The organism is Xanthobacter versatilis (assembly GCF_043193975.1).
GTDB classification, from domain to species: Bacteria; Pseudomonadota; Alphaproteobacteria; order Rhizobiales; family Xanthobacteraceae; genus Xanthobacter; species Xanthobacter autotrophicus_E.
In genome coordinates, this window is record NZ_JBAFVB010000003.1 from 37,754 (window position 1) to 64,601 (window position 26,848).

At 67.8% G+C, this 26,848-nt stretch carries 21 protein-coding genes, 1 tRNA gene and 1 pseudogene; 9 read left to right on the forward strand and 14 right to left on the reverse strand.

Annotated features, from left to right (window positions below; genetic code table 11):
- Positions 1 to 4: 4 nt before the first annotated feature.
- Positions 5 to 1,345: an MFS transporter gene (locus tag V5F66_RS07595; RefSeq protein ID WP_394051717.1), complete on the reverse strand. Its 1,341-nt coding sequence runs from the start codon at positions 1,343 to 1,345 to the stop codon at positions 5 to 7.
- Between the two features lie 230 nt (positions 1,346 to 1,575).
- Between V5F66_RS07595 and V5F66_RS07600 the strand changes: the two genes are divergently transcribed.
- Entirely contained in the window at positions 1,576 to 2,502 is a 927-nt protein-coding gene (locus tag V5F66_RS07600; protein ID WP_394093585.1) for a LysR substrate-binding domain-containing protein, read from the forward strand.
- A 51-nt stretch (positions 2,503 to 2,553) separates the two neighbouring features.
- Here the strand turns inward: V5F66_RS07600 and V5F66_RS07605 are convergent, their stop codons facing one another.
- Both V5F66_RS07605 and rnk read right to left on the reverse strand, forming a co-directional pair.
- Positions 2,554 to 3,573 carry a helix-turn-helix transcriptional regulator gene (locus tag V5F66_RS07605; RefSeq protein ID WP_394093586.1) on the reverse strand — a complete coding sequence of 340 codons (1,020 nt, stop codon included), beginning with the start codon at positions 3,571 to 3,573 and terminating at the stop codon, positions 2,554 to 2,556.
- A 289-nt stretch (positions 3,574 to 3,862) separates the two neighbouring features.
- Entirely contained in the window at positions 3,863 to 4,294 is a 432-nt protein-coding gene (rnk, locus tag V5F66_RS07610) for a nucleoside diphosphate kinase regulator (RefSeq protein WP_394009341.1), read from the reverse strand.
- A gap of 394 nt (positions 4,295 to 4,688) precedes the next feature.
- Between rnk and greA the strand changes: the two genes are divergently transcribed.
- Together greA and V5F66_RS07620 are read left to right on the forward strand one after the other, a co-directional pair.
- On the forward strand, positions 4,689 to 5,165 hold the full coding sequence (greA, locus tag V5F66_RS07615) for a transcription elongation factor GreA (protein ID WP_394093587.1): 477 nt from the start codon (positions 4,689 to 4,691) through the stop codon (positions 5,163 to 5,165).
- A 528-nt stretch (positions 5,166 to 5,693) separates the two neighbouring features.
- On the forward strand, positions 5,694 to 6,716 hold the full coding sequence (locus tag V5F66_RS07620) for an LLM class flavin-dependent oxidoreductase (RefSeq protein WP_394093588.1): 1,023 nt from the start codon (positions 5,694 to 5,696) through the stop codon (positions 6,714 to 6,716).
- 240 nt (positions 6,717 to 6,956) lie between these two features.
- Here the strand turns inward: V5F66_RS07620 and V5F66_RS07625 are convergent, their stop codons facing one another.
- The 4 genes from V5F66_RS07625 to V5F66_RS07640 all read right to left on the reverse strand — a co-directional run bounded on the left by V5F66_RS07625 (position 6,957) and on the right by V5F66_RS07640 (position 9,914).
- Positions 6,957 to 7,670 carry an SDR family oxidoreductase gene (locus tag V5F66_RS07625; RefSeq protein ID WP_394093589.1) on the reverse strand — a complete coding sequence of 238 codons (714 nt, stop codon included), beginning with the start codon at positions 7,668 to 7,670 and terminating at the stop codon, positions 6,957 to 6,959.
- A gap of 64 nt (positions 7,671 to 7,734) precedes the next feature.
- Positions 7,735 to 8,412, reverse strand: a complete 678-nt coding sequence (locus V5F66_RS07630) for a peroxiredoxin-like family protein (RefSeq protein ID WP_394093590.1) — start codon at positions 8,410 to 8,412, stop codon at positions 7,735 to 7,737.
- Positions 8,413 to 8,464: 52 nt separating this feature from the next.
- On the reverse strand, positions 8,465 to 9,232 hold the full coding sequence (locus V5F66_RS07635) for an enoyl-CoA hydratase/isomerase family protein (protein ID WP_012114920.1): 768 nt from the start codon (positions 9,230 to 9,232) through the stop codon (positions 8,465 to 8,467).
- Positions 9,233 to 9,281: 49 nt separating this feature from the next.
- Complete coding sequence (locus tag V5F66_RS07640; protein ID WP_394093591.1) at positions 9,282 to 9,914, reverse strand: glutathione S-transferase family protein; 633 nt, start codon at positions 9,912 to 9,914, stop codon at positions 9,282 to 9,284.
- 112 nt (positions 9,915 to 10,026) lie between these two features.
- On the opposite strand from V5F66_RS07640, the gene V5F66_RS07645 reads away from it, so the two are divergent.
- Complete coding sequence (locus tag V5F66_RS07645) at positions 10,027 to 10,905, forward strand: LysR family transcriptional regulator (protein ID WP_394093592.1); 879 nt, start codon at positions 10,027 to 10,029, stop codon at positions 10,903 to 10,905.
- A gap of 284 nt (positions 10,906 to 11,189) precedes the next feature.
- Here the strand turns inward: V5F66_RS07645 and V5F66_RS07650 are convergent, their stop codons facing one another.
- Complete coding sequence (locus tag V5F66_RS07650; protein WP_393999103.1) at positions 11,190 to 12,242, reverse strand: helix-turn-helix domain-containing protein; 1,053 nt, start codon at positions 12,240 to 12,242, stop codon at positions 11,190 to 11,192.
- 255 nt (positions 12,243 to 12,497) lie between these two features.
- Between V5F66_RS07650 and V5F66_RS07655 the strand changes: the two genes are divergently transcribed.
- Both V5F66_RS07655 and V5F66_RS07660 read left to right on the forward strand, forming a co-directional pair.
- The gene (locus V5F66_RS07655; protein WP_394093593.1) at positions 12,498 to 13,484 is read left to right on the forward strand and encodes an HAD family hydrolase; all 987 of its coding nucleotides are present in this window, start codon (positions 12,498 to 12,500) and stop codon (positions 13,482 to 13,484) included.
- Positions 13,485 to 13,528: 44 nt separating this feature from the next.
- Positions 13,529 to 15,199 carry an arylsulfatase gene (locus tag V5F66_RS07660; protein WP_394093594.1) on the forward strand — a complete coding sequence of 557 codons (1,671 nt, stop codon included), beginning with the start codon at positions 13,529 to 13,531 and terminating at the stop codon, positions 15,197 to 15,199.
- A 762-nt stretch (positions 15,200 to 15,961) separates the two neighbouring features.
- On the opposite strand, the gene V5F66_RS07665 is transcribed toward V5F66_RS07660, so the two are convergent.
- Positions 15,962 to 16,036, reverse strand: a tRNA-Thr gene (locus V5F66_RS07665).
- Positions 16,037 to 16,310: 274 nt separating this feature from the next.
- Here V5F66_RS07665 and V5F66_RS07670 point away from each other — a divergent pair.
- The 3 genes and pseudogenes from V5F66_RS07670 (at position 16,311) to V5F66_RS07680 (ending at position 19,351) form a co-directional block, all read left to right on the forward strand.
- On the forward strand, positions 16,311 to 17,477 hold the full coding sequence (locus V5F66_RS07670; protein WP_012114927.1) for an ABC transporter ATP-binding protein: 1,167 nt from the start codon (positions 16,311 to 16,313) through the stop codon (positions 17,475 to 17,477).
- A 142-nt stretch (positions 17,478 to 17,619) separates the two neighbouring features.
- Entirely contained in the window at positions 17,620 to 18,537 is a 918-nt protein-coding gene (locus V5F66_RS07675; protein ID WP_012114928.1) for an ABC transporter permease subunit, read from the forward strand.
- Positions 18,534 to 19,351, forward strand: a pseudogene (locus tag V5F66_RS07680) (ABC transporter permease). The gene V5F66_RS07675 and the pseudogene V5F66_RS07680 overlap by 4 nt, the downstream one beginning before the upstream one ends.
- A 102-nt stretch (positions 19,352 to 19,453) precedes the next feature.
- Here the strand turns inward: V5F66_RS07680 and V5F66_RS07685 are convergent.
- The 5 genes from V5F66_RS07685 to V5F66_RS07705 are packed head-to-tail and all read right to left on the reverse strand — an operon-like array spanning position 19,454 to position 26,771.
- A complete protein-coding gene (locus tag V5F66_RS07685) occupies positions 19,454 to 19,900 on the reverse strand; it encodes an META domain-containing protein (protein ID WP_394051702.1) in 447 nt (148 codons plus the stop codon).
- A gap of 5 nt (positions 19,901 to 19,905) precedes the next feature.
- Positions 19,906 to 21,972, reverse strand: coding sequence for a hypothetical protein (locus V5F66_RS07690; protein ID WP_394093595.1), 2,067 nt, complete (start codon positions 21,970 to 21,972; stop codon positions 19,906 to 19,908).
- Between the two features lie 31 nt (positions 21,973 to 22,003).
- Entirely contained in the window at positions 22,004 to 24,835 is a 2,832-nt protein-coding gene (locus V5F66_RS07695) for a DUF4159 domain-containing protein (RefSeq protein ID WP_394093596.1), read from the reverse strand.
- A complete protein-coding gene (locus V5F66_RS07700) occupies positions 24,835 to 25,809 on the reverse strand; it encodes a DUF58 domain-containing protein (protein WP_394093597.1) in 975 nt (324 codons plus the stop codon). Before V5F66_RS07700 ends, V5F66_RS07695 begins: the two co-directional genes overlap by 1 nt.
- Complete coding sequence (locus V5F66_RS07705) at positions 25,806 to 26,771, reverse strand: AAA family ATPase (protein WP_393999267.1); 966 nt, start codon at positions 26,769 to 26,771, stop codon at positions 25,806 to 25,808. The genes V5F66_RS07700 and V5F66_RS07705 overlap by 4 nt, the downstream gene beginning before the upstream one ends.
- Positions 26,772 to 26,848 lie beyond the last annotated feature (77 nt).

The following is a 26,848-nucleotide window of genomic DNA, read 5'->3' on the forward strand; positions in this document are numbered from 1 at the left end:
TTTTTCAGGCCGAGCGGGCGGCCATCGCCGCTGCGTCCGGCACGGCGTCCCGCTGCCGCGACACCACCAGGGTGAGGACGGCGGAGAGCATCATGAAGCCGCCCACCACCAGCATGGCGACCTGGAACGAGCCTGTCGCGTCCTTCACCGCTCCGGTGATGAAGGGGGCCGCAAACCCGGCCACGTTGCCCACCGTGTTGATGAGGGCGATGCCTGCCGCAGCGCCCGCCCCCGACAGGAAGCGTGCCGGGATGGCCCAGAAGTTGGGCAGGGCCGAGAAGATGGCACAGGCCGTGATGGTGATCACCGCCACCGTGGCGGCGGGCGAGTTCATGAACAAAGCCGCCGGGATGGACAGGGCGCCGATGAGCGCCGGCAGGCCCACGTGCCAGGGCTTCACCCCGGTCTTCGCTGCATGCCGGCTCCACAGCAGCAGGGCCGCGGCCGCAGGCAGGTAGGGAATGGCGGTGATGAGGCCCTTCTGCATCACGTCGAACTTGGTGCCGAACTGGGCCTCGAAGCCGCCGATGATGGTGGGCAGGAAGAAGGCCAGCGCGTAAAGGCCGTAGATCAGCCCGAAGTAGATGAAGGACAAAAGCCACACCCGCCCGTTCAGCAACGCGCCGGAGGCAAGGATGTTGTGCTTGCCGGCCTTGGCCTTCTCTTCCTTGGCAAGCTCGCCGGTGAGCCAGTCGCGCTCGGCGGTGGTGAGCCATTCGGCGTCGGCAGGCCGGTCCACCAGGTAGAACCAGGCGACGATACCGACCAAGATGGCCGGAATGGCGACGCCGAAGAACATGATGCGCCAGCCGGCAAGTCCCATCATGCCGTCCGCGCCCAGCAGCAGCGAGGCGAAGGGCGCGCCGATGACGATGGTGAGCGGCTGCGCCACATAGAACAGGGCCAGCACCTTGTTGCGGTGGCGGGCCGGCACCCAGAGGCTGAGATAGAGGATGGCGCCGGGGAAAAAGCCCGCCTCGGCGACGCCGAGCAGGAAGCGCAATACATAGAGGCCTTCCACGCTGCTCACCCAGGTGAACAGCAGGGCGACGATGCCCCAGGTCACCATGATGCGGGCGAGCCAGCGGCGGGCGCCGAACTTGTGCAGGGCCAGGTTGCTCGGCACTTCCAGCAGGATGTAGCCGAGGAAAAAGATGCCCGCCGCGAACCCGAACTGGGACGCGGTGAGGCCGAGATCGCGCGACATGCCGTTGGGTCCGGCGAAGGACACGGCGGTGCGATCCAGGAAGTTGATGAAGAACATCAGGCCGATGAACGGCGTCAGCCGCCACGAGACCTTGGAAATGGCCGACCGCTCGACGGCGGACACCTCGGGCTCCGTCATGGGATTTCCTCCAGGAAATGGGGCAGATCTTGCGGCATCTGCGCTTCTTGTTCTTCTTGCCCCGGCGGGAGCACGGCACGCGGGCCGCCAAGCCGGGGTATCGACGCTCGCAATTAGGCGCCCGGCAGCGGTCCGAACAATCGATTTGTTGTCCTTGAGTTGTGAGCTAAACTCACATCATCGATGCTGCGACGCAGCAATAAAGAACGTGAACGCAGGACCTTGGCTCCATGTCGCAGATCGGCAACCAGCCCTTGCCCTCACTGGTGGCGTTGCGGGCGTTCGAGGCCACGGCCCGCCATCGCAGCATGACCCGCGCGGCCGAGGAATTGTGCGTCACCCACGGCGCCGTGAGCCGCCACATCAAGGCGCTGGAGGCGACGCTGGGCGTGCCTTTGGTGGCGCGCGGCGGTGGCGCCAGCGAGCCGACGCCCGAGGGGCAGCGGCTCGCCGAGGGCCTGTCCACCGCCTTCGGCCTCATCCACGCCACCCTCGACCGGCTGCGGCCCGGCCCGCTCACGCTCTCCTGCTCCGCCTCCATCATGCTGTGCTGGCTGATCCCGCGCATGGCGGGCTTCCATCGCCGCAATCCGGACGTGCAGGTGGAGCTGAACATGAATTACGACAAGGTGGATTTCAGCCGGGACAAGATCTCCGTCGCCATCCGTTCCAGCACCATCGTGCCGCCACGGGATGCCATCATCCGCGAGCTGGGAACGGAATGGATCGGGCCGGTGTGTTCGCCCGATTATCTTGCCGGCCGGGACCTCGCCGCACCGGAAGATCTTGGAAGTGCGCATCTTCTGTCCACGAATACGCGTCCCGAGGCGTGGCGCGACTGGGCGCAGGCCACTGGCAATGGCGACCTCGGCCTGAAGGCGCAGCGCAGCTTCGAGCACTTCTACCTGCTGATCCAGGCCGCCGCCTGCGGCCTCGGGGTGGCGGTGGTGCCCCACATGCTGGCCCTGAGCGAGTTGCAGTCCGGCCGCCTTGTCGCGCCCTTCGGCTTCGTGCCCGGCGGGCGGCACCTCAGGATGTGGATCGCGCCTCAGGTGGCCTTCCGATCCGATCTCAAGGCGCTGGAATCCTGGCTCCTGGGGGAAATGCGCAGCTTCGGCCGGCCGCCGGACCCGGCGCTCGCGTCAGTTCGGCCGTGATGGCGCGGCGTCTCTGGTCACGCCCGCGCGGCGATTGAGCGTCGTCAAGGCCTATCGGGTGCCGATCCTGCCCTTGCGCAGGCGGGTGGGCGGCGCCGAGGTCCAGCGCCGCACGGCGCGGGTGAAGCTGGCGCCGGAGCCGTAGCCCATCTCCGTCGCGACCTCCTGTACCCGGTTGGTGCTGGCCGTCAGCAGCGCGATGGCGCGGGCCGCGCGCTCCTGCTCGATCAGCCGAGACAGGCTGGTGCCCTCGGCGGTGAGGCGGCGTTGCAGGGTGCGCGGGCTCATGAAGGCGAAGCGGGCCACTTCGGCAAGGGTCGGCTCGCCGCCGCGCGCCAGCAGCAGCGGCAGGACGGCGCGGATGGAGCCGGCAAGCGTGCCGTCGCCGCGGATCACGCCGCACCCCTCCGTCACCTGCTGCGCGAGGGGAATGCGGCTCTGGGAATAAGGTTCGTCAAGCGCCTCATCGCTGAAGGTCACGGCCACCGCGCCGGTGAGAGTGGGGCTGACGGCGCAGCTGAAATGGGGTTCCAGCAGCGAGAGCCCGAGAACCGGATGGGGCGTGAGTTCCACACGCTCGAGGGCGGGCCTGTCCTTGCCATCGCGGGTCACCACGCTGGCGATCAGGGACGCCACGAATTGCTGGGTGATGAAGAGGGCTTCATCATCGAGCGGGACGCGGAAGACGTGGCGGACCGTGGCTCCGCCGGCGTGGGGGGTGAAGGTGAACACCTCGTGGGAGCCGTGGTGGAAGAACGCGCGGGCGACAAGGTGAAAGGCTTCCCGCGGCGTCCGTGACGCCCGCACCAACTCCCCGATGAGGCCGATCTGATCGACGCCGGCATGCTCCACCACGCGGCAGCCGATATCGGGCCCCTCGGCATGTGCCACGCTGCGCAGGAATTCGATGCCCACCTGCAGCGGAATCGGCTGGTCGGGGTCGGCGACGAGCGTGGGCGGCAGTCCGGCCTCCCGCAGCAGGAGGTCCAGCGGACGCCCGTTGTCCCTGAGCCAGATCATGAACGGGAAGGCGGCAGCCACCCGCACCAGAGGAAGAGTTGTCGTCGCCATGTCCGTGTCGGTGTTGCTCTCGGTCTCGGTCTGACCCGTGCTGAGGCTATGGTTGACGCGGTGGCGCGCAAGATCAAGGATTCGTGTGGCGCCGCCGGCGACGGGCGGCAACGAGGAAACCCTGCCCTTAACCTCATGCATTCTTGGCCGGAGGCGGCGGGTGTCATGCCGCCTCGCCGCCGGGCTCGGACCGTCCCGAGGTGGGCGGGAGCCGCCTCTAGCTCCCGCCGGATCCGTCTGGAGGTCGTGCAACCGGGTGCAACGATCAGACCGGTGAAGACGCAAGAGGTCAGAGGAGCGTTTTCTCCTCCGGTGGCTGGACCTCGATGACCTTCAACTCGTGGCGGCGACCGTCACGGGCCGTCCAGCAGATGGACTGGCCTTTGGAGAGCCCGATCAGGGCAGCGCCGATGGGCGTCATCACCGACACCCTGGCAGCGGCGATGTCCGCGTCTTCCGGATAGACCAGTGTCACGGTGCGCGCGTTGCCGCCCGCTTCGTAGGTGACTTTGGAGCCCATCTGCACCGCGGTGGCGGGGACGCGGCCGATGGGGACCAGACGCGCCCGGTCCAGCTCGGCGAGAAGCTCCTCCGCCACGTCGGGAATGCGGTCGAGCGCGGCTGTAGCGAGGCCAGCGAGGCGTTCGTGGTCCGGATGGCTCAGAACGAGCGCGGGCAGGCGAGGGGACCTTGATTGAGATCTGGATTGCTTTTTCATCATGGGTGTCGTCGTCAAAGGACTGCCGGCATCGCGCGGCCACGGTCGAGCGGCAGCGCGGGCAAGGCTTGGGGAATGGGAAGGCTTGGGGCGCCGTCATCGGGTGCCGTGCAGGCGCACGGCGAGACATCATCACCCCGGCGCCCGGGGCGCGGAGGCCGAGCGCGGGGCTACTGTCCTGCGATGGGGCAGGTGCGGCGGAAGGTGTGGGTCGTCGCGCTCATGGGGCGATCACAGCCTGTCTGCTTACGTTATGTCAAGTGCCATAGCCGGCGGGCCGCTCGGCGCCGGTGCAACCGGTTCACTGAAGCGATGGGAGACAGCTGGGGCAAACGGGCGACTTTGCGGGTCCCGCGTTGTATGTTCGTGGGTCTTGCCACTCTGGATCCCGTTCAGCATGTCCGTCGCCTTTACGCGCGAAAACGACCTCGAAGCGACCGCCGCCGACCTGCCGGACCGGCCGATCTCGCCGCATCCCAATCTGGTGACCCCCACCGGGATGGCGGCGCTGGATGCGGCCCTCGGCGAGGCCCGGGCCGCCTATGCGCTGGCGCAGATGGGTGACATCCAGGCCGACCGGATGGCCATGGCGCGCGCGACCCGCGACCTGCGCTACTACAGCGCCCGCCGGGCCAGCGCCCAACTCATTGAAGCTGTTGCTCATCCTCAGTCGGTCCAGTTCGGGACCACCGTCACCATCTCTCGCGAGGATGGCCGCCGCCAGGTCTTTCGCATCGTCGGCGAGGACGAGGCCGACCCGGCCAAGGGTTCGGTGTCCTATGTCTCGCCGCTGGCGAAGGCCCTGATGAGCAAGGTCGTGGGGGATGTGGCGCTGGTGGCCGGCCGCGAGGTGGAGGTTCTGGAGATCGCTTGAGGGCGCATGTTCAGCAGCGCACCGTGAATTTCCGCGCGCTCCGCTCCATCGGCCGGTGTCGTCCAGTCCCGACGAACCCGTAAGGGGGCGCGATATCGGAACCTTGGGTGAAGAGCCGCGGCTTGTTGCAACCGGTTGCGACGACGCTCAAGGCAGAAGTCCACCGGGACGAACACCGAAAGACGAGCATCTCAAATAGAGGAAATGCATCGTCTTCCGGATGCTCAAGCATATCCCGTGCAGGGAAGCCGCAGGGCATGCCGGCGCAACAGAGGGCCGGCGCATCAACTTCCGTAGGCTGAGCGTAATGGCTACGGCACCACCTGAGCCGTGATCCTCTGTCAGGCGGCGGCGGGCGGACGCCTTGCGACCGTAGCGGGTGGCGAGAACCGCGTGGTCATCTCCTCCGCGACGGCCGGCCCCCACCATGGCGGTGAGGGGGCGAGGAGCGACCGTGGCGTGTCAGGTGCGTCCGGCGGGGCGTCGGGCTAGGCTGGCGCATCTTTGCGCAACCGAGAAGCATCCACCTTGAAGAAGATCGGCTTTCTCTCGTTCGGACACTGGACGCCCTCGCCCCAGTCGCAGACGCGCTCGGCCGCCGATGCGCTGCTCCAATCCATCGAGCTGGCGGTGGCGGCGGAGGATCTGGGCGCCGACGGCGCCTATTTCCGCGTCCATCATTTTGCCCGCCAGCTGGCCGCGCCCTTCCCGCTGCTCGCCGCCGTGGGCGCGCGCACGCGGCGGATCGAGATCGGCACCGCCGTCATCGACATGCGCTATGAGAACCCGCTCTACATGGCGGAGGATGCCGGCGCGTCCGACCTCATCGCCGGCGGACGGCTGCAGCTCGGCATAAGCCGGGGCTCGCCGGAGCAGGTCATCGAGGGGTGGCGGCACTTCGGCTATGCGCCGCCGGACGGCCAGACCGACGCCGACATGGCCCGCCGCCATGCCGAGGTCTTCCTTCAGGTGCTTGAGGGCGAGGGCTTCGCCAAGCCCAACCCGCGGCCCATGTTCCCCAACCCGCCGGGCCTGCTGCGGCTGGAACCCCATTCCGAGGGGCTGCGCGAGCGCATCTGGTGGGGCGCCAGCTCCAACGCCACCGCAGTGTGGGCGGCGAAGCTGGGCCTGAACCTGCAGAGTTCCACCCTGAAGAACGACGAGACCGGCGAACCCTTCCACATCCAGCAGGCCGCGCAGATCCGCGCCTATCGTGCCGCGTGGGCGGAGGCGGGCCACGCCCGCGCGCCCCGCATCTCGGTCAGCCGCTCCATCTTCGCTTTGGTGGACGATCGCGACCGCGCCTATTTTGGGCGGGGCGGAAAGGACGAGGATTCCGTCGGCTTCATCGACGAGAAGACCCGCGCCATCTTCGGCCGCAGCTACGCCGACGAGCCGGACGCGCTCATCCGGCAGCTTGCCGCGGACGAGGCCATCGCCGAAGCGGACACGCTGCTGCTCACCGTGCCGAACCAGCTGGGCGTCGACTACAACGCGCACGTGATCGAGGCCATCCTCACCCATGTGGCGCCCGCGCTGGGCTGGCGTTGAGGCGGGTTCGCAGAGGGCTTGGGGCGCAACGGGTGCGACGGTTGTCGCATTCGTCGTTCCGGGGCGCCCGATGGGCGGGTGACCATGGATGGGGGTGGTGGCGCCAAATTCGCAGCGATCCTGGCGATGGAGATAGGCAAGATCGAGTTCGAGACGCTGCGGCTGTGAATGCCTGGGCAGTCTGTCGCGCGCCGGGAGCAGACCCTCGCTGCGCCTCCCAGTCCGGACATTGGCCGAAGGTCAGAACGACGCCTTTCCGATCGAGCCGCCTCCGTCCACATGCAACGTCTGGCCGGTGATGAATGCCGCATCGTCTGACATCAGGAACGCGACGGCGGCGGCGATTTCCTGCGGGGTTCCGAACCGCTTCATCGGCACGCCGGAGAGGTAGCGCGCCTCGCCCGCGCTTCCCGGCGCGTTGTTGGCGCGGAACAGTTCGGTCTCGGTCGGCCCCGGCGCAACCGCATTGACGGTGATGCCGGAGGTCGCAAGCTCCAGCGCCCAACTGCGGGTGAAGCTCACCAGCGCCGCCTTGGCTGCGGCGTAGGAGGTGCGCTCGACGGCGCCGAGGATGGTGAGGCTGGAGATATTGACGATGCGTCCCCAGCCGCGCGCGGTCATGCCCGGCACCGCCGCCTGGACGGCGGCGAGCGCAGGATGGAGATTGGTCCGCAGCACCTCGTCGAGGGTTTCGGCCTCGATCGCCCCGAGTGGCTCGGCGCGCACCAGCCCGACATTGTTGACGATGCCGTCGACCGGATCGGCAGCGACGATCTGCGCCAGCCGCCTGCCCGCATCCTGCGTGCTGAGATCGAGCGCGTGGAGCGTTCCGGGAAAGCCGTCGCTGCGGTGTCGGGCGATGCCGATGATGCGATGGCCCTGCGCCGCGAGGCGCAGGGAAAGCGCGAGGCCGATGCCCTTGCTGGCGCCGGTGATGAGGAAGGTGCGTTGCATGGGTGGGTTCTCCCCCCCGCTCGCTTGGGGCGGGGCATGTTGGGGCGGGGCATGTCGGGGTGGATCAGGCGGCGGTGGCACCCGCGGCGCGGCGAAGGGCGGGCAGCATGTCCGCCGGTTCGGGCCGGCGGGTATAGTCCGGATTGACCTCGGCATAGAGGATGGTGCCGTCCTGGCCGACCACGAAACGGGCCGGCATGGGGAGGGTCCAGCTCGGGTCGCCGTTGAAGGACGGCAGGTCATTCTTCAAGGACTTGTAGAGCTCGACCAGATAATCCGGCAGCGCGAACCGCAGACCGAACGCCGCGGCGACCTCGTTACGAGGGTCCGACAAGATCGGGAACGACAGCTTGTTCTGGCGGACCGACTTGCGGCTGTTCACGGCGTTCTGTGGCGAGATCGCAATCAGGTTCGCGCCCAGCGCCTGGAGCTGCGGAAGCGCCTCCTGAAGCGCCTGCAATTCCATGTTGCAATAGGGGCACCACACGCCGCGATAGAAGGTGATGACCAGCAGCCCCTTGGCGAGAAGGTCGGCCGACGACACCGCATTCCCCTCGGGGTCCGCAAGGGTGAAGGCGGGAATCTTCTCGCCGGCCTTTAGCGCCTGCCGTGCCGCGCCGGAGGCGATGAGTTCAGCGGTGGCGCGGCGCATGGTTTCGATCACCGCGGGTGGCACGTTGTGGGGCGGTTTGCCCGTTTCGAAATCGGCCTTGAAGGCGTCAAGCTTCGCCTGGAGGGACATGGGGGTGCTCCTTGTCGGGTGGTATGGCGTGTGCGACGAGGACAGCCGGCCGTCAGCCGGCCGCCATCGAGCGGGCGACCTCGGCGGCGCTGATGCCTTCGAGCGCGAGGCCATAGCCGGTGCCCTCGTCGATGATCCGACGCAGCTTCTGCGTCAGCGCGATGCGGGTGTAGCTGCTGGTGAGCGGCGGCAGAGCAGCGATCCCTTCGGCGATTTCGTGGGCACGGATGAGCAGCTGGTCAGCAGGGACGATCTCGTTGACCACGCCCCAGTTCTTCGCCGTCGCGGCGTCGAGCACCTGCCGGGTGAGGATGAAATAGCGGCCGCGCACGCTGCCGATCACTTCCGGCCAGAGCAGATTGACGCCGTCGCCCGGTACGATCCCGAAGTCGAAATGCGGCTTGTCCTGGAACACGGTTTCCGGCGTGGCGAGGATGATGTCGGTGAGCAGCGCATATTCGCTGTGCAGCAGAACGGGGCCGTTGAGCGCGGTGATCATCGGCACCTCGATGTCGAGGATGTTCATGAGCACCTTCTTGCCCTCGCGATAGATCTTGTCGTAGCCGCGCGGCGAGAAGAAATCGAAGCCCTCGGGGCTGATCGCATCCATGAACGCGTCGCCCGATCCGGTCAGGATGACCACCCGGTTGTCCGGGTCGGCGCCGATCTGGTGAAACAGCTCGACGAACTGTTCATGGGTATGGCCGTTGAAGACCAGCTTTCCACCGTCGGTGTGAAAGCGGACTTCGAGCACGCCGCTGTCCGAGCGGGTGAGCTGGGCATTGGGGAAGGCGTCCTTGTAAGCGCTGAAGCGGGACATGGGATGGCTCCTTGGTGTGTTCGCAGGGGCGAATGGATCGGGGGGAAGATCACGCCGCCGGGACGAGGGCCTCGACACGGGTGATCGCGCGTTGCACGGCGGGCCGCGTGGCGATCTGGTCGTACCAGCGGGAGAGGTTGGGGCGGGCGTCCAGAGTCACGCCGGGAAATGCGCGTCGCCACAGCCAGCCGAAGTGGGCGATGTCGGCGATGGTGAAATCGTCGCCGGCGGCGAAACGCTGGGTCGCCAGCTTGGCTTCGAGGAGATCGAGGACGCGCTCTGCCTCGGCGGAGAAGCGGGCTTCGGCGATCGGCTGAGGTTCGGGCGACGAGCGCTTGAAGAAGCCGGCATTGCCAAAGGCCGGGCTCAGCGCCGAGGCGTGAAAGAACAATTGCTCGAAAACCCGCGCCTGTCCTTCCGCGTCCGCCGGCAGTAGTCTGCCGGTCCTTTGCGCGAGATGGACCAGGATCGCCGCGCTCTCGCTCAGCACGAATGCCGCATCGCCGTCGCGCTCGACCAACACCGGCACCTTGCCGTTGGGGTTCAGTTCGAGGAAGGCGGCGTTCTTCTGCTCGCCCTTTCGGACGTTGACCGGCTTCAGCTCATAGACAAGGTCCATCTCTTCCAGCGCGATCGGGACCTTGACGCTGTTGGGCGTGGCGAATGCGTAGACTTCGATCATGTTCAGCTCCGCGAATAGCGTCTGGGTCTGTTCGTGAGCCTGTTATGATCATTCCTAGAAAGTTGCGGCAGGCCGGTTAAGGCGATAACGCTCATTCTCAGGAGGAATGGGCGTGGATCGACTTCAGGCCATGCAGGTGTTCGTGACCGTGGTGGAGGCGGGATCGTTCTCCGCTGCCGCACGGCAGATCGGTGTCGGACAACCAGCCATCTCCAAGACCATCGCCCAGCTCGAGGAGCGCCTTCAGGTGCGCCTGCTCGTGCGCTCGACCCACAGCCTCGCGCCGACCGATGCGGGCGTGCGCTTCTATGAACGGGCGCGCGCGGCGATCCGAGAGGCGGATGAGGCCGAACTCGAAGCGCGGGGCGCCGGCGCGGGCCTGTCGGGACGCCTGCGCGTCTCGGCCGCCACGACCTTCGCGCGTCTGCTCATCGTTCCGCGCCTGCCGGAATTCCTAGCGCGCCATCCCGACATCGAAATCGACGTGCTGCTCGATGACCGGGTCATTGATCTTGTCTCAGAGGGCATCGACCTGGCTCTGCGGATGGGGGAATTGACCGATTCCGCCGCCATCGCCCGGCAGATCGCCCGCAGCCGGCGTTCCGTGATCGCGACGCCCGCCTATCTCTCGCGCGCCGGCACGCCCCTGGTCCCGGCCGATCTCGCGACCCACGAGGCGATCGTCTACAGCCAGCTCGGCGCCAGCTGGACCTTCCGCCGGAACGGCACCGAGGCGTCCGTCGCGGTCCGCGGACGCGTGCGTCTAAGCGCGGCGGAAGGCATCCGCGCGGCCGTGCTAGCCGACTTGGGGCTGACGGTCAATTCCGACTGGATGTTCGCCCCCGAACTGGCGAGCGGCGCGGTCCGGCGCGTGCTGGAGGACTGGGAGCTTCCGCCCGTCGATCTGTGGGCGGTGTTCCCGACCGGGCGCCTCGCCAGCGCCAAGGCGCGCGCGTTTGCGGATTATGTGGAGAGCATCCTGGCCCAATAGGGCTATTCGCGATGTACCGCGCCGCGCCATAAGCTGTCGTTGGTCGGTGATCCGGAAGCGGACGTTTCCGCCACGGCGGGCCGCTTCCTCGATGCCGCGCGGCTCGACGAGACGACGCGCGCTCGCGGCAATGCGATCGACATGCACATGAAGGCCTGAGGCGGCTGGCGCGCCGGCGGCCAGGACCGCACGCGCGCCTCGACGGTACGCGTCTTCCAAGACCATGATATCGTTGTGGCGGTGCAGATTGTTGCCCATCCGCTTCACCAAAATCCCACGACTGATCAGCACGGATCCTCGTGAGGCTCCGGCACCGCCAACACACTGCGCCGGTATTCTGATGGCGAGCATCCCATCCAGCGGATGAAGGCTCGGGTAAAGCTGCCGTGCGTATCGTAGCCGAGGGACAGAGAGATCGCGAGGATCGACATCTGCGTCTCGACGAGGAGGCGGATGGCCCGTGCGCGGCGCGCCTCTTCGACGATCTCGCGATACGTGAATCCCTTCTCGCGCAAGCGGCGCTGCAATCCTTGCACTCCGAGGCCGGCGAGGTGCGCGGCGCCGTCGATGTCGCTTTGGCCATCGAGGAGGCGGAGCGCGACAATGGCAGAGAGCGCGCGTGCCGGTTCCGGCGCGTCGGAGAGAATGACGTCGGCAAGCACGTCCCGCAGAGTGACGATTCGCGTTCTTCCTGTGATCCTGTTGATGCGTCGGCGGCTCAGTTCGCTCGCCTTCAGGGCAAGGCCCGAACCTGGCCGCTCGCAACGCAGATCCACCTGCAAGCGGTCCTCCACCTGCTTCGCTTCCGGGTCGCGTGCATATTCAACTTCCGCCCAGTCGGGTCGCCATCGGGCGCCGAGATAAAGGCGAACGAAAGTGAGCATGGGCGGGAGGAGGTGGTCACAATGCTGCACCTTGCTCACGTCAAAAGTGGGCGTCGCAAACCGCAGGATACGGTGCCCGCCGTCCCGGACCAGTTCCAGCCGCGCGCCACTCTGGTGGGCCCAGCTCGTCGCTATCGCGCGGCGCAGGCCCTCGCCGAGCGTTGGGGCCGCGGCCGCATGCTCGATCCAGAGGCCATAGCCCCTGTGGGTCATCTCCTCGCCCACGTCCAGGCCGAATGTGCGGTGGTCCAGGGCCGCGGCACCCCGTGCGAACAAGCCCATCATCGAATGGAGCGGTATGGGCGTTTGCGGAGCGTCCCGTAGAGCCATCGGCAGGTGCTCCCGGGCGAACATGTCGATGAGAGCCTGTTCGCCGGCCTGCCTTTCGATCTTTTCGGGCAAGGCGCCGAAGCCCTTTGCGCGGACGAGGACGATTGAACCCGGACCACGCATCGAAACCTCGTCGAGTGACGCAAAATGCGAAGAGCGCCGGGATGATATGGCCTAGATCAAAGACACGTTCAGGCTTCTCTAGCAAACGACAGCCGGAGACTGGAAGTCCGAAGCAGAGGGAAAGTTGGTTTCGACGCCGCTGTCCATGCGTGCCGCACCATGGTGGGGCATCCGCGATGCGCGGCCCATTACTTCGTTGACGCAAGTTTCGTTCGGGTGGAAGTTTTCCATCCAAGGAGTAAAAGAGACTCAAGCATGAAGTTCCTCGCCCGCGCCTTGGTTATCACGGCACTGCTTCTGTTTTCGTCTGGATCCGTTCTGGCGGAAGTGCTCCCGTCGTGGAACGACGGGTCCGCGAAGGCGGCGATCCAGGGCTTCGTCAAGCGGGTAACCGATCCGGCCAGCAAGGATTTCGTGCGTCCTGAGGCGCGCATCGCCGTTTTCGACAATGACGGCACGCTGTGGGTCGAGCAGCCCATGTACACGCAGCTGGCCTTCGCCCTCGACCGGCTGAAGGAACTGGCGCCGAAGCATCCGGAGTGGCAGAGCAACCCGACGCTGAAGGCAGCCATCGAAGGTGACCTCAAAGCCGTCGCCGCTGCCGGCGACAAGGGGCTTCTGGAACTGGTCATGGTCACCCATGCCGGCATGACGCCGGACGAATTCCAGAAGGTTGTCACCGACTGGCTCGCCAAGGCCGAGCACCCGCGCTTCAAGAAGCCGTATACCGAACTCGTTTACCAGCCCATGCTGGAACTGCTGGCCTATCTGCGCGAGAACGGCTTCACGACCTACATCGTCTCCGGTGGCGGCATCGAGTTCATGCGGCCCTGGTCCGAGAAGGTCTATGGGATCCTCCCCGCCCAGGTGGTTGGATCGAGCATCAAGACCCGGTTCGAGAGTGTGGATGGCAAGCCGACCCTGGTGCGAGAACCGGCGTTGAACTTCATCGACGACGGCGCCGGCAAGCCGGTGGGCATCAACCAGCACATCGGCCAACGCCCCATCGCCGCCTTTGGCAATTCCGACGGCGACCTTGAGATGCTGCAATGGACGACCGCCGGCGACGGTGCCCGCTTCGGGCTGATCGTTCACCACACCGATGCCGAGCGCGAATACGCCTATGACCGCAAGTCGGCGTTCGGACATCTCGACAGGGCGCTCGATGCGGCGGCAAGCCAGGGCTGGACGGTCGTGGACATGAAGTCCGACTGGAAGACGATCTTCCCGCCGGCGAAGTGAACGCCTCACCGCAGCTTACGTCTCCAACTGCACTGGAAACGACAATGAGAACAGCAATCTCGACCACGCTGGCCGCCGCGGTGGCGGCAACGCTCATCGTTTGGGGGCCCGCAGCCCAGGCCCAAGGCACCGCGCCTGCCGCAGCCCAGGCCAAGAAGCCGAACATCCTCCTGATCGTCTCCGACGATACCGGCTGGGGCGACCTCGGCGCCTATCTCGGCGGCGCGCGCCGCGGCATGCCGACGCCCAACATGGACGAACTGGCGGCCGAGGGCATGGTGTTCACCAACTTCTACGGCCAGCCGAGCTGCACGCCCGGCCGGGCCGCGATCCAGACCGGGCGCATCCCCAACCGCTCCGGCATGACCACCGTGGCCTTCCAGGGCCAGGGCGGCGGCCTGCCGAAGGCCGAATGGACACTGGCCTCCGTGCTCAAGCAGGGCGGCTATAAGACCTATTTCACCGGGAAATGGCATCTCGGCGAGGCGGACTATGCGCTGCCCAACGCCCAGGGCTATGACGTGATGAAGTACGCCTTCCTCTACCACCTGAACGCCTACACCTATCCGGATCCCAAATGGTTCCCCGGCATGAGCCCCGATTTGCGGCACATGTTCGATACCGTCACGAAGGGCGCGCTATCCGGCAACGCCGGCGGCCCGGTGAAGGAAGACTTCAAGGTCAACGGCGAGTATGTGGACACGCCCGACAAGGGCGTGGTCGGCATTCCCTTCCTTGACGCCTACGTCGAGAAGGCCGCGGTCGAGTTTCTGGAGGAGGCCGCCAAGGCGCCCAACACGCCGTTCTTCATCAATGTCAACTTCATGAAGAACCACCAGCCGAACCTGCCGGCGCCCGAATTCGTGGGCAAGTCGCTTTCCAAGTCCAAGTATGCGGATTCGGTGGTGGAGCTGGACGCGCGGATCGGCAACGTGCTGAAGAAGCTTGACCAGCTCGGCCTCGCCGACAACACGCTGGTGGTCTACACCGTGGATAACGGCGCCTGGCAGGACGTCTATCCCGACGCCGGCTACACCCCGTTCCGCGGCACCAAGGGCACCGTGCGCGAAGGCGGCAACCTCGTCCCGTCCATGGCCCGCTGGCCGGGCAAGATCAAGGCCGCGACCAAGAGCGACGACATCATGGGCGGCCTCGACCTGATGGCCACCTTCGCCTCCGTCGCCGGCGTGAAGCTGCCGGAGAAGGACCGCGAGGGACAGCCCATCATCTTCGACAGCTACGACATGACTCCGGTCTGGCTCGGCAAGGGGGCGGATCTGCGGCACGAGTGGTTCTATTTCACCGAGAACGAGCTCACCCCCGGGGCCGTGCGGGTCGACAACTTCAAATATGTCTTCAACCTGCGCGGCGATAACGGCGCCTATACGGGCGGCCTCGCAGTGGACACGAACCAGGGCTGGAAGGGGCCGGAGAAGTACGTGGCGACCGTGCCGCAGGTGTTCGACCTGCCGGCCGATCCGCAGGAGCGCTACGACATCTTCATGACCACCTTCACCGAGAGCACCTGGGCGGCGATCCCGTTCAACGTGGCGGTCGAGAAGCTCATGAAGACCTATGTGCAATATCCGCCCCGCAAGGCCCAGAGCGAGGCCTATTCTGGCCCGATCACCCTGTCCCAGTATGAGCGCTTCAAGTTCGTGCAGGATGCGCTGAAGGAACAAGGTTTCAAGCTGCCCCTGCCCACCGGCAACTGAGGCGGGCGAGGCGGGGCATCCTCCAGAGCTGCCCCGCCCCTCGCGACCGCCGCTGAACCTGCCCGACCAGGGTGTCTGTTCCGGCAGGTTCCGCTACACGAGCGCCGTGCGCGGCCATAGACTGCCCCCGCACGGCCAATCCAAGAGTGTCCACCATGTGTCGTTCCGCCGGTTGTTTGGCGTCTGCGCGTCAGCGCTCGCGGCCGGCGTTCTCACAGCCGGACTGATCTCCATGGCGAGCGCGGTGTCCGCCCCGCGCGAATCCGCGCTCGCGCCCGGCGGGATCGGAGCGTTGAGCGAGGCTGCCCCGCCTTGTTTCGTCGGCTCCACGGCTTGTGCGGACTGACATGCGGCGGCGGCCCCCCGCCTGGCTCTCATCCCAGCATGCCCACGCCATGGCCCGCGCCTAACCGCAGACTGCCGACCGTAACTTCGATCAGGTCCGCGCCGCGCCGCTGCTCAAGCGGATGCCGCTGGTCGTGCTCGGCGCCGACCGGCCATGGCGACCGCTGCTCCCCAAGCTCATTGCAGATGGCGTGCTGCCTACGAACATCCCTCCCGATTTCGGCTATGTGACCGACAGGGCGCAGAAGGTGGCACAGGCAATCCGCAGGGACTCGGGCGCGGAAGGATAGGAATGAGGTGTCTGGGCGACGGACGGGGCGGGCATGCGACGGGCCATTGTGTGCCGCTCCCGTGTTTCAGTGAGCGACCCGAAATTCCGTGATTTTCAACAAACTATGGCCGGGCAATGGGTTGGGATGGTGCTGCGAGAGAGGATTGAACTCTCGACCTCTCCCTTACCAAGGGAGTGCTCTACCACTGAGCTACCGCAGCGCACCGGGTGGGCCTTGGAATTTTCCAAGAGAATAATCCACCGGCCCGGAAGGCGACGGGCATCGCCGTCGTCAGGCGGCTTCCTCTGCCACATGCGGGGGGGACGTGCAAGGGGGCGATGCATCATGAGGGGCGAAGATGTGACTTCTCCCCAGATGTGGACGGGTTGCACGTCTGAGCAGCCGCAGCGATGCATTTTTGCGCGTGCACACGGCTTGAGCGTTTCCGTTTCCCCGGCTAGCCTCCACATCACGAGGCCAGTTCGGGGGACGTGATGGCTGCGGATAAGGCGCGGAAGGAAACCATCGGCGCTGTCCGGCGCTCGTTCGCCCCGTGGACCGATCCCACCAAGACGCCGCTTATTCGCTTCGAGAATGTGGTGAAGCGCTTCGGCGACTTCACCGCGGTGGATCACGTCAGCCTCGACATCTACGAGCGCGAGTTCTTCGCGCTGCTTGGCCCCTCCGGCTGCGGCAAGACGACACTCATGCGCATGCTCGCCGGCTTTGAGGAGCCCACCGAGGGCCGCCTGACCCTCGCGGGGGAGGATCTGGCCGGCGTGCCGCCCTATCGGCGGCCAGTGAACATGATGTTCCAGTCCTACGCCCTGTTTCCGCACATGAATGTGCAGGACAACATCGCTTTCGGCCTCAAGCAGGACAAGATGGGCAAGGGCGAGATCGACGCCCGCGTCGAGGAGATGTTGAAGCTCGTCAAGCTGGAGAAGTTCGCCAAGCGCAAGCCGCACCAGCTCTCCGGCGGCCAGCGCCAGCGCGTGGCCCTCGCCCGGTCGCTCGCCAAGCGGCCCAAGGTGCTGCTGCTGGACGAGCCGCTGGGCGCCCTCGACAAGAAGCTGCGCGAGGAAACCCAGTTCGAGCTGATGGACCTGCAGATGGACCTCGGCATGACCTTCCTGATCGTGACCCACGACCAGGAAGAGGCCATGACGGTGGCCGATCGCATCGCGGTGATGAATAATGGCGTGCTGGTGCAGGTGGCGCCGCCCTCGGTGATCTACGAGCAGCCCTCCACCCGCTACGTGGCCGACTTCATCGGCGAGGTGAACCTCATCGAGGGCAAGATCACCAAGGCGGGCCCGGACGAGACCCGCATCTCCTCGCCGGTGACGCCCTTTCCGCTGGTGGTGACGCAGACCGTGGACTGCAAGGCCGGCGACACCGCCTGCATCGCCATCCGTCCCGAGAAGCTGCGCATCACGCTGGAGCCGCCGGTCGACCCGACCGAGAATGTCTTCGAGGGCGAGATCTGGGACATCGGCTATCTGGGCGACCTCTCCATCTACCATGTGGAACTGGCCTGCGGGCAGCGCATCAAGGTCTCGCAGCCCAACCTGTCGCGCATGGTGGCACGCCCCATCTCGTGGGACGACAAGGTCTGGGTGACCTTTGCGCCCCATGCCGGCGTGGTGCTCATGGGCTAGGGTTGCGCACTGGTCGCGCGACGGGCTGGGCCTGCGCGGCGCTTGAGCGTGACCCGCCTGGCATCGGTGGCAGGCCGGGGCCGATGGTATGAGTTGAGGGTTCTGACGCGTTTTCATTGGGCGGAAGCGCCGGGAGGCAACCATGGCGATGGCCGGGGAGAAGGGACGGGGCCGCTGGTTCGTGATCGCGGTGCCCTATCTGTGGCTCCTCGCGCTGTTCCTTGCGCCCTTCCTCATCGTATTCAAGATCTCGCTGTCGCAGGACGTGGTGGCCCAGCCGCCCTACGCGCCGACCCTCGACCTGGCGCAGGGCTGGGCGGGCTTCACCGAATTCCTGTCGGGCCTGTCCTTCGCGAACTATGCCTATGTGCTGGATTTTTCGAATGAGTTCCTGGAGGCTTACGGCTCCAGCCTGATCATCGCCTCGATCTCCACCGTGCTTCTGCTGCTGGTGGGGTACCCAGTCGCCTACGCCATGGCGCGGGCGCCGCGCTCGATCCAGCCGACGCTGCTGATGCTGGTGATCCTGCCGTTCTGGACCTCCTTCCTCATCCGCGTCTATGCGTGGATCGGCATCCTGTCGCAGGAAGGGCTGCTCAATCAGGCCCTGATGGCGCTGGGGGTGATCCACACGCCGCTGGAGATCCTGAATACCAACCTCGCCGTCTATATCGGCATCGTCTATTCCTACCTGCCTTTCATGGTGCTGCCGCTTTACGCGGCACTGGAAAAGCTCGACCTCACGCTGCTGGAGGCCGCCGCCGATCTCGGCTGCCCGCCGGCCAAGGCGTTCTGGACCATCACCTTTCCGCTCTCCCTGCCGGGCGTGGCGGCCGGCGCCCTGCTGTGCTTCATCCCGGCGGTGGGCGAGTTCGTCATTCCCGACCTCCTGGGCGGCTCGGACACGCTGATGATCGGCAAGTCGCTATGGACCGAGTTCACCGTGAACCGGTCCTGGACGGTCTCGTCCGCGGTGGCGGTGCTGCTGCTGCTCGTGCTGGTGATCCCCATCGTGATCTACCAGAACATCCAGCAGCGCGAGCTGGAGGCGGGCAAATGAGAAAAGGCCTTACCTGGTTCAACATCACGTCAATCGTGCTGGGCTTCGCCTTCCTCTACATCCCCATCCTGTTGCTGGTGATCTATTCCTTCAACGCCTCGCGGCTGGTCACCGTGTGGGCCGGCTTCTCCACCCAATGGTATTGGGCGCTGCTTGAGAACGAGCAGCTCATGGATGCGGCCTGGGTCACCCTGCGCATCGCCTTCTTCTCGTCGCTGGTGTCCACCGTGCTCGGAACCATGGCGGCGCTGACCCTCACCCGCTACGGCCGCTTTCCCGGGCGCACCTTGTTCTCCGGCATGATCTACGCCCCCCTGGTCATGCCCGAGGTGATCACCGGCCTGTCCCTGCTGCTGCTGTTCGTGGCGGTGAATTTCGATCGCGGATTCTGGACCGTGCTCCTGGCCCACATCACCTTCACCATGTGCTTCGTGGCGGTGGTGGTGCAGTCGCGCCTCGTCACCTTCACCGGGCGCTGGAGGAGGCGGCCCTCGACCTCGGCTGCCCGCCGTTCAAGACCTTCTTCAAGATCACGCTGCCCCTGATCCTGCCGGCGGTGGTGTCCGGCTTCATGCTGGCTTTCACCCTGTCGCTGGATGACCTGGTCATCGCCAGCTTCACCACCGGGCCGGGGGCGACCACGCTGCCCATGCGCATCTATTCGCAGGTGCGCCTCGGGGTGACGCCGGAGATCAACGCGGTCTGCACCATCCTCATCGCCATCGTGACGGTGGTGGTGATCATCGCGTCGGTCATGACCAAGCGGGCGGAGAACCAGCGTCAGGCAGAAGAGCGCGCGGCCATGACGGGCTAGGTGCTGCCGGCGGCGGCGCCGCCGGAGGGTTTTGGCATTCTGAGGCAAGCGAGAGCGCGCCGCACTTCATCGGCGCGCCGCGCTCCGGTCTCCCGGGTGTGCCTACCGCGTGGAAAAGCGAACCAGCTCGGTGCCGGTGAGGTCGATGAGGATCAGCTTGCGCTTCAACGGATCGATCCGCCAGGCCCGCGTCCGTTCCAGCGCCAGCAGGAATTTCTGTTCCTGCGCCATCACGGCGGGCGCGCAGGCCATGCGGCTGGAGGACAGGCCGCCGAACAGCAGGGCGGGGCCCGCGAGCTTGGCCTTGCCGCTATAGGTGTTGCAGCCGCCCGAGCCGGAGACTGCGCCATCGGCGCCGAGCACGAGAGTGGTCTGGATCCGGTCCAGCACGCCCCCGCCGCCGATATCCTCCGCCAGCCACGCGCCGACGGGGGTGAGCGGCATGTCCTGAGCCAGCGTCGGCCCGCCCCAGAGGGCGGTCAGCAGCAGGCCGGCGCCGAGCATGCGGCGGCGCGTGAGAAGGGCAGTTGCGCCCTTGGACATAGCCATGGCCATCACCGTCCCTCCCGCACCCAGGCGGCGGTGAGCGCGCCGAGCAGCAGCAGGAGACCGGACAGGCCGGCGAATAGCGGGAACAGGCCGATGCCCCGCACCACCGAGACATCGCGGGTGCGCAGGCCCATCCAGTCCTCGCCGGCGAGGCGGTCGGATGCGGAGACCTGCACCAGGCGCGGCACCGTGCCGCCGAGGTCCGCGAGCCGCCACACCCCGCCTCCGGTGGCCGCCGCCACGGGCGCGAGAACATCACGGGTGCTTGTCACCTCGGCAAATTCCTTCGGGTTCAGCGGTCCGATGTTGGCGAGCGCCGTGAGCGTGCCATTGGCGGCGCGCCACAGGCCCAACTCGTCGGCCGGGGTTGCCGCTCGCCACAGGCCGGGCTCGGCCTGGGTGAGGGTGAGCGTGCGCAGTGCACCAGATGGGGTAGTGATGGTGGCGGTGGGAACGCTGTCGGCCATGGTCTGGCGCTCCACCACGAGATCGCGACCGGAGACGGTGAGCTTCAGGCGCTCTTCCTCCAAGTCAGGTTCCTTCATGAGCCAGTGCGAGAGCCGGCGCAACAGATCAATGTGCGGGCCGCCGCCCTCATAGCCGCGCGCCCAGAGCCAGATGTGGTCGGACAAAAGCAGCGCCACGCGGCCTTCGCCGACCCGGTCCACCAGCAGCACCGGCTTGTCGCCGGGGGCGGACATGAGGCTGGTGCCGGAGCGCACCTGGGCGTCGATGACGCGGAAGAAGCGGCTCCAGTGGGGCGGCTCGCTCTCCGAGCCGGGCAGGGCGCGGGTCACGGGATGGCGCTTGCCCGGATCGGTGAGGCGGGCGTGGTAGGGCGCGTCGGTGGCATCGCCCCGGGGCACGCCGGGCAGGATCTCCTCCAGCGGCGTGTTATAGAGCGAGCCGGTGTCGATGAAGTCCGTGCCCGCCGCCACTAGAACCGCGCCGCCGGCGCGCACATAGCGCACGATATTGTCGAAATAGACCTGCGGCAGCACGCCCTGCTGGGCGTAGCGGTCGAAGATGATCAGGTCGAAATCCTTGATCTTGGTCTGGAACAGTTCGCGGGTCGGGAAGGCGATGAGCGAGAGTTCGTTGATGGGGGTGCCGTCCTGCTTCTCCGGCGGGCGCAGGATGGTGAAGTGGACGAGGTCCACATTGGCGTCGCTCTTCAGCAGGTTGCGCCAGGTGCGCTCGCCGACGTTCGGCTCGCCGGAGACGAGCAGCACGCGCAGCTTGTCGCGCACGCCGTCGATGGCGACGGCAGTGCGGTTGTTCACCAGCGTCAGCTCGCCGTCGAGCGCGGGCACCTCGAACTCGACGATGTTGGGCCCGGCATGGGTGATGTCCACGTCCACGGAGGTGCTGCGTCCCGCGGTGACGGTGGGCCGGGCGATGACCTCGCCGTCGCGGCGGATGGTGACCACCACGCGGGCGCCGGCGGGGGCGCCTTCATCGGTCACCTTGAAGGTCACCGCCTGCTTTTGGCCGACGATGCCGAAGCGCGGCGTCTTCTCCAGCGCCACCCGGCGGTCGCGCTCGCCGGCGTGGCCGGTGATGAGGGCATGCACCGGCGCAGAGAAGCCCAGCGCCTGCGGGTTCTCGGGCACGTCATGGACGCGCCCGTCGGTGATCATGATGGCGCCCGCCACCCGCTCCGGCGGCACGTCGGCAAGGCCTGCGGAGAGGGCGGAGAACAGCCGCGTGCCGTCGGCGGAGCCGTCGCCGGCATCGGCCTCGATGGTGCGCACCTCCACGCCGGAGAGCTTGCCCAGCCGCTCGGCCAGCACCGTGCGGGCGGCGTCCGTCTGCTGGGTGCGTTCGCCGAAGGACTGGCTGGCGCTCTTGTCCACCACCACCGCCACCACGGAGGTGAGCGGTTCGCGCTCCTCCCGCGTGAAGGAGGGGTTGGCGAGGGCGAGCAGCCCAACCGCCAGCGCCAGCGCGCGGAACACGGCGCCCCGCGTGCGCGAGGCCAGGAGCAGCCCCGCCAGCACCAGCGCGACGATGCCCACTGCCATCAGCAGCGGCAGCGACAGGAAGGGGGAGAAGGTGATGCCGTAATTCATGCGCCGGCGTCCGCAGCGCGCGCGTCAGTGCTCATTGCCCGAGCCTTTCCAGCAGGGCCGGCACATGCACCTGGTCCGCCTTGTAGTTTCCGGTCAGCACATACATCACCATGTTGGCGCCGGCGCGGAAGGCGATCTCGCGCTGGCGCGGCTCGCCCGGCGTCAGTGGCAGCAGTGGCTCGCCGCTCTTGGTCACCGCCCAGGCGCCGGCGAGGTCGTTGGAGGTGATGATCACCGGGGAGACGCCGTCGCCTGCCCGCGCGGGACGATCCGAATCGGAGTTGGCGGTGGGCAGGGCCTCTACCCAGGTGGTGCCGCCGGTGAAGCGGCCGGGAAAATCCTTCAGCAAATAGAAGGCTTTGGTGAGCACGTGGTCGCGCGGCACCGGCTCCAGCTCGGGAATGTCGAGGCGCGACAGGATATCCTTCAGCCGCGCCCCGGCGGCCGAGAGCGGCGCACCGGGGGCGCCGGAAGCCTCGATGGCGTCGCGGGTGTCGAAGATCACCGTGCCGCCCTGCTTCATGTAAGCGTCGATGCGCGCCAGCACGGCGGGCGAGGGTGCGGCCGTATCGGGCAGGATGGGCCAATAGAGCAGGGGGAAGAAGGCGAGTTCGTCCTTGGCGATGTCCACCCCCATGGCCTCGCCGGCCTGCAGGGCGGTGCGCTGGCCGAGGAAGGTGGCGAGCCCGTCGAGCCCGGCGCGGGAAATCTCGTCGACCTCGCTGTCGCCGGTCACCACATAGGCGAAGCGGGTCTGGAGCGTTGCCTTCAGGGCGAAGGCATCGTCGGCGCGGGCGGGGACCGGAGCACCGGCAAAGCCGGCCGCGCCAAGCGCCAGCGCGGCGAACAGAGCTGCGGCGGCGCCGCGCCGCACCTTGGGGCCACCCATGCGGCTGAAGCCGCCGGCCAGGAACAGCACCGCCAGCGCATCCAGCAGCAGCAGCCCCATGGCGGCCACCAGCACCGGCCCGCGCAGGTCGCGCGGCGCGCTTTCCTGCAAGGGTTCAACGCGCCCGCCGAGGGCGGAGAGGTCGAGCGCCTTCGGCCGGTCGGCGGGCAGCAGCGTGTTCACCGCCACCAGCCCGTCCGGCGGGCCGTAAAAGCCGGGGGGATGGTCGGCGGTGGCGCGGCCGGCATAATCGGCGGGAAGGGCGCGGGCGGTGGGACCGGCGGGACGGAAGGCGCCGAAGCCGTCCAGCACGCGGGCCGGCGGCAGCGCCGCCACATCCGGGCGGCTTGAGGCGCGGACAGGGGTTTCCGCCGGCGCCGTCTCGGCGGGGGGCGGAGCATCGGACAGGGCGATCACGCGGCGGAGCATTTCCACAAAGGTGCCGGACAGCGGCAGGTTGGACCAGGAAGTGTCGCCGGTCACATGGAACAGCACCAGCGCGCCCTTGCCCCGGCGTACGCCGGTGACGAGGGGGGTGCCGTCGGCCAATGTCGCCCAGGCCCGTTCGCCCAGCAAACCGTCGGGCTCGGCCAGGACCTGCCGGGTCACCGTCACGTCGTCGGGCAGGCGCAGGTCGCGGAACGGGCCCTCGGCGGAGAGGGCACCAAGCTTCTGCGGCGTCTCCCACGACAGCGAGCCGCCGAGCACGCGGCCGCCGCGCCGCAGCTTCACCGGCAACAGGTCGTCCTGCGCATTGGCCAGGCGGGGGCCGGCGAAACGCACCAGCACGCCGCCCTCTTCCACGAAGCGATTGAGCCGGGCGCGGGTGGCAGGCGGGATGGTGCCCACATCCGTGAGCACCAGCACCGGCAGGCGCTGTTCCAGGAAGCGGTTGATGTTCTCGGTGGCCGATCCGGTCTCGGCCACGCGCAGGTCCGCATAGGGGCCAAGCGCCCGGGAGAGATAATAGGTGGGGGCGAGCAGGGGCTGGCCGGTATCCGTGCTGGTGCCGGAGACGAGGCCCACGGCGCGGCGCCGCCACCTTTTGTCGAGCAACTGCACTACGCCGGCCGAGCGCTCGCCGGCGATCTCCAGCCGGGCGATCTCGTTGCGGATCTCCACCGGCATGTCGAAGCGGGCTTCGGCCTCGGTGGCGCCCTCGGGCAGGGTGAAGGCGGTTTCGCCCAGGGTGAGGCCGCGCATGTCGTGGGCGGTGACGCGACCGGCGCGGGGGCCGGAGCCTTCGGGGCGCAGCACCTTCACGGTGAGGGCCTCCGCGCCGTTCTCGGCCCCGGCCAGGGCGAGGGGCGCGGCGACGCCACCGCCCACCACCAGCAGCCGGCCGGCGCCATTGAGGGCGGCAAAGCCCTGGGCGAGGTCCGGGTCGGTGCCGAGATCCACCGCGTCGGCGAGGAAGACGATGCCGGCCTGCGGCTCGTTGCCGAGCAGGCGCTGGGCCAGCGTCAGCGCGTCCTTGCGGGCCGGGCCGTAGGGCACCGGCTCCAGCGAGCGCAGGCGGTCGCGGGCGGCGGAAGGGCTGAGCAGGGTGGCCTCGCGCGGCACGTCGCCGGTGGGGATCAGGGCGACGCCGCGCCCGTTGGTCTCCGCCTCGTCGATGAGGGCGGCGGCGGCGGCGCGGCGCGCCTCCCAGCTCGCGGCGGCCGGCCAACCCTGGTCGATGATCAGCACCAGTGGCCCGCCGGAGGAGGGGCCGGCGGCGGGCGGGTTCAGGATGGGACCTGCGGCGGCCAGGATGATGAGCGCCGCCAGCAGCAGCCGCAGGGCGGTGAGCCACCACGGGGTGCGGGCCGCGCTCTCCTCCTTGGGGGTGATGCCGAGCAGCAGCCGCATGGGCGGAAACGCCACTTCCCGAGGCTTGGGCGGCACCACGCGCAGCAGGAACCACAGCAGCGGCAGGGCTACGAACGCAGTCAGCAGCAGCGGCGCGGAAAAGGCGAGGGGCAGGCCGAACATCAGGCAGGGCCTCCCGAGACGAAGGGATGGTCGCCGCCCGTGGAGCGCCCCTTGCGCGTCATCGCAGGGCCGCCGCCAGCGCCCATGCGGGCGTGCAGGGCGAGCAGCAGTTCGCTCGCCGGCCGGTCGGTGCGGTGGACGGCAAAGCTCCAGCCCAGCCGCTCGGCGGCGGCGCGGATGCGGGCGCGATGCTCCACCAGCTTCAGGTCATAATCGGTGCGCCAGCTCTCGGCGCGACCCACGGTCAGCCGCGCGCCGCCCTCGGGCTCGCGGAACTCGATGCGGCCGGAAAAGGGGAAGGTCTCCTCCGCCGGATCGACGATCTGCACCACATGGCCGTGGGCGCCGGAGGCGGCCAGCGCATGAAGGGTGGCGGCGACCTCGTCCGCCGGGCTCCAGAAATCACCCAGCAGCACCACCTCGGAGAGGGGGGAGGGGGCGAAGGCCACGGGAAGGCTCGCGGGCAGCACGGGGGCCAGCACCACCGATTCGGCCATGCGCTCCACGATGCGTCGGGTCGCGGAGGGGCGCATCAGCTCGGGAATGCCCACCCGCTCCCCGCCCTTCACCAGCAGCTCGGCGAGGGCAAAGGCGACGATGAGCGCGCGGTCGCGCTTCGGTGCCTGGCCCTTTGAGGCATAGAGCATGGAAGGGGAGAGGTCCGGCCAGATCCACACGGTGTGGGCGGCCTCCCACTCGCGTTCGCGCACATAAAGCACGTCGTCGCGGGCGGAGCGGCGCCAGTCCACCCGCTGGGCCGGCTCGCCGTCGACGAAGCGGCGGTACTGCCAGAAATTCTCGCCAGACCCGGCGCGGCGACGGCCGTGTAGACCGTGCTGCACGCTCATGGCAATGCGGCGGGCCTCCAGCACCAGCCGCGGCATGGCGGCCGCAAGGCCCGCTGCGGCGAGGGCGGCGGTTTCGACGGAGCGGTGGGCGTCCTGCGCCACCTTGTCGGCCCGGTCCGCCGTCACCCGAGGCGCTCGGTGAGGCGGCGGATGATGTGAGTGATGCTCTCGCCTTCCGCGCGGGCGGCGAAGGTGAGGGCCATGCGGTGCTTCAGCACCGGCTCGGCCAGCGCCACCACGTCGTCGAGGGAGGGGGCATAGCGCCCATCCAGCAGGGCACGGGCGCGCACGGCCAGCATCAGCGCCTGGCTGGCGCGGGGGCCGGGACCCCAGGCGATGTAGCGCTGCTCCGGCCCCTCGGCCCCCGGACGGGCCGAGCGCACCAAGGTGAGGATCGCCTCCACCACCGATTCGCCCACCGGCAGGCGGCGCACCAGGCGCTGGGCGGCGATGAGGTCGTCCACGCTCATGGCGGCGCGGGGCTTCTGCTCCTCGGCGGAGGTGGTCTCGAATAGGATGCGCCGCTCGGCATCGCGGTCGGGATAATCCACGTCGATTTCCATCAGGAACCGGTCGAGCTGCGCCTCGGGGAGAGGGTAGGTGCCTTCCTGCTCCAGCGGGTTCTGGGTCGCGAGCACGTGGAACGGCTTGGGCAGGTCGTGGCGCTCGCCGGCCACGGTCACATGGTATTCCTGCATGGCCTGGAGCAGGGCCGACTGGGTGCGCGGCGAGGCGCGGTTGATCTCATCGGCCATCAGCAACTGGGCGAAGATCGGCCCCTTGATGAAGCGGAACGCCCGGCGCCCGCCGGCGCTCTCCTCCAGCACCTCCGCGCCGAGGATGTCGGAGGGCATGAGGTCCGGGGTGAACTGGACGCGGCGGGCGTCGAGGCCCAGCACCGTGCCCATGGTCTCCACCAGCTTGGTCTTGGCCAGGCCTGGCACGCCCACCAGCAGCGCGTGGCCGCCGGCGAGGATGGTGATGAGCGCCCGGTCCACAACGGCTTCCTGGCCGAAGATGACCGAGGAGATGGCGGTTCGCGCCGCTTTCACATGGGCCGCCGCGGCCTCCGCATTGCGGATGATCATCTGGTCGAGGTCGAAGGTCTCGCCGGCAGCCGACATCTCAGCTTCTCCATAACGCAACGCGCCTGCGGGACAGGCTT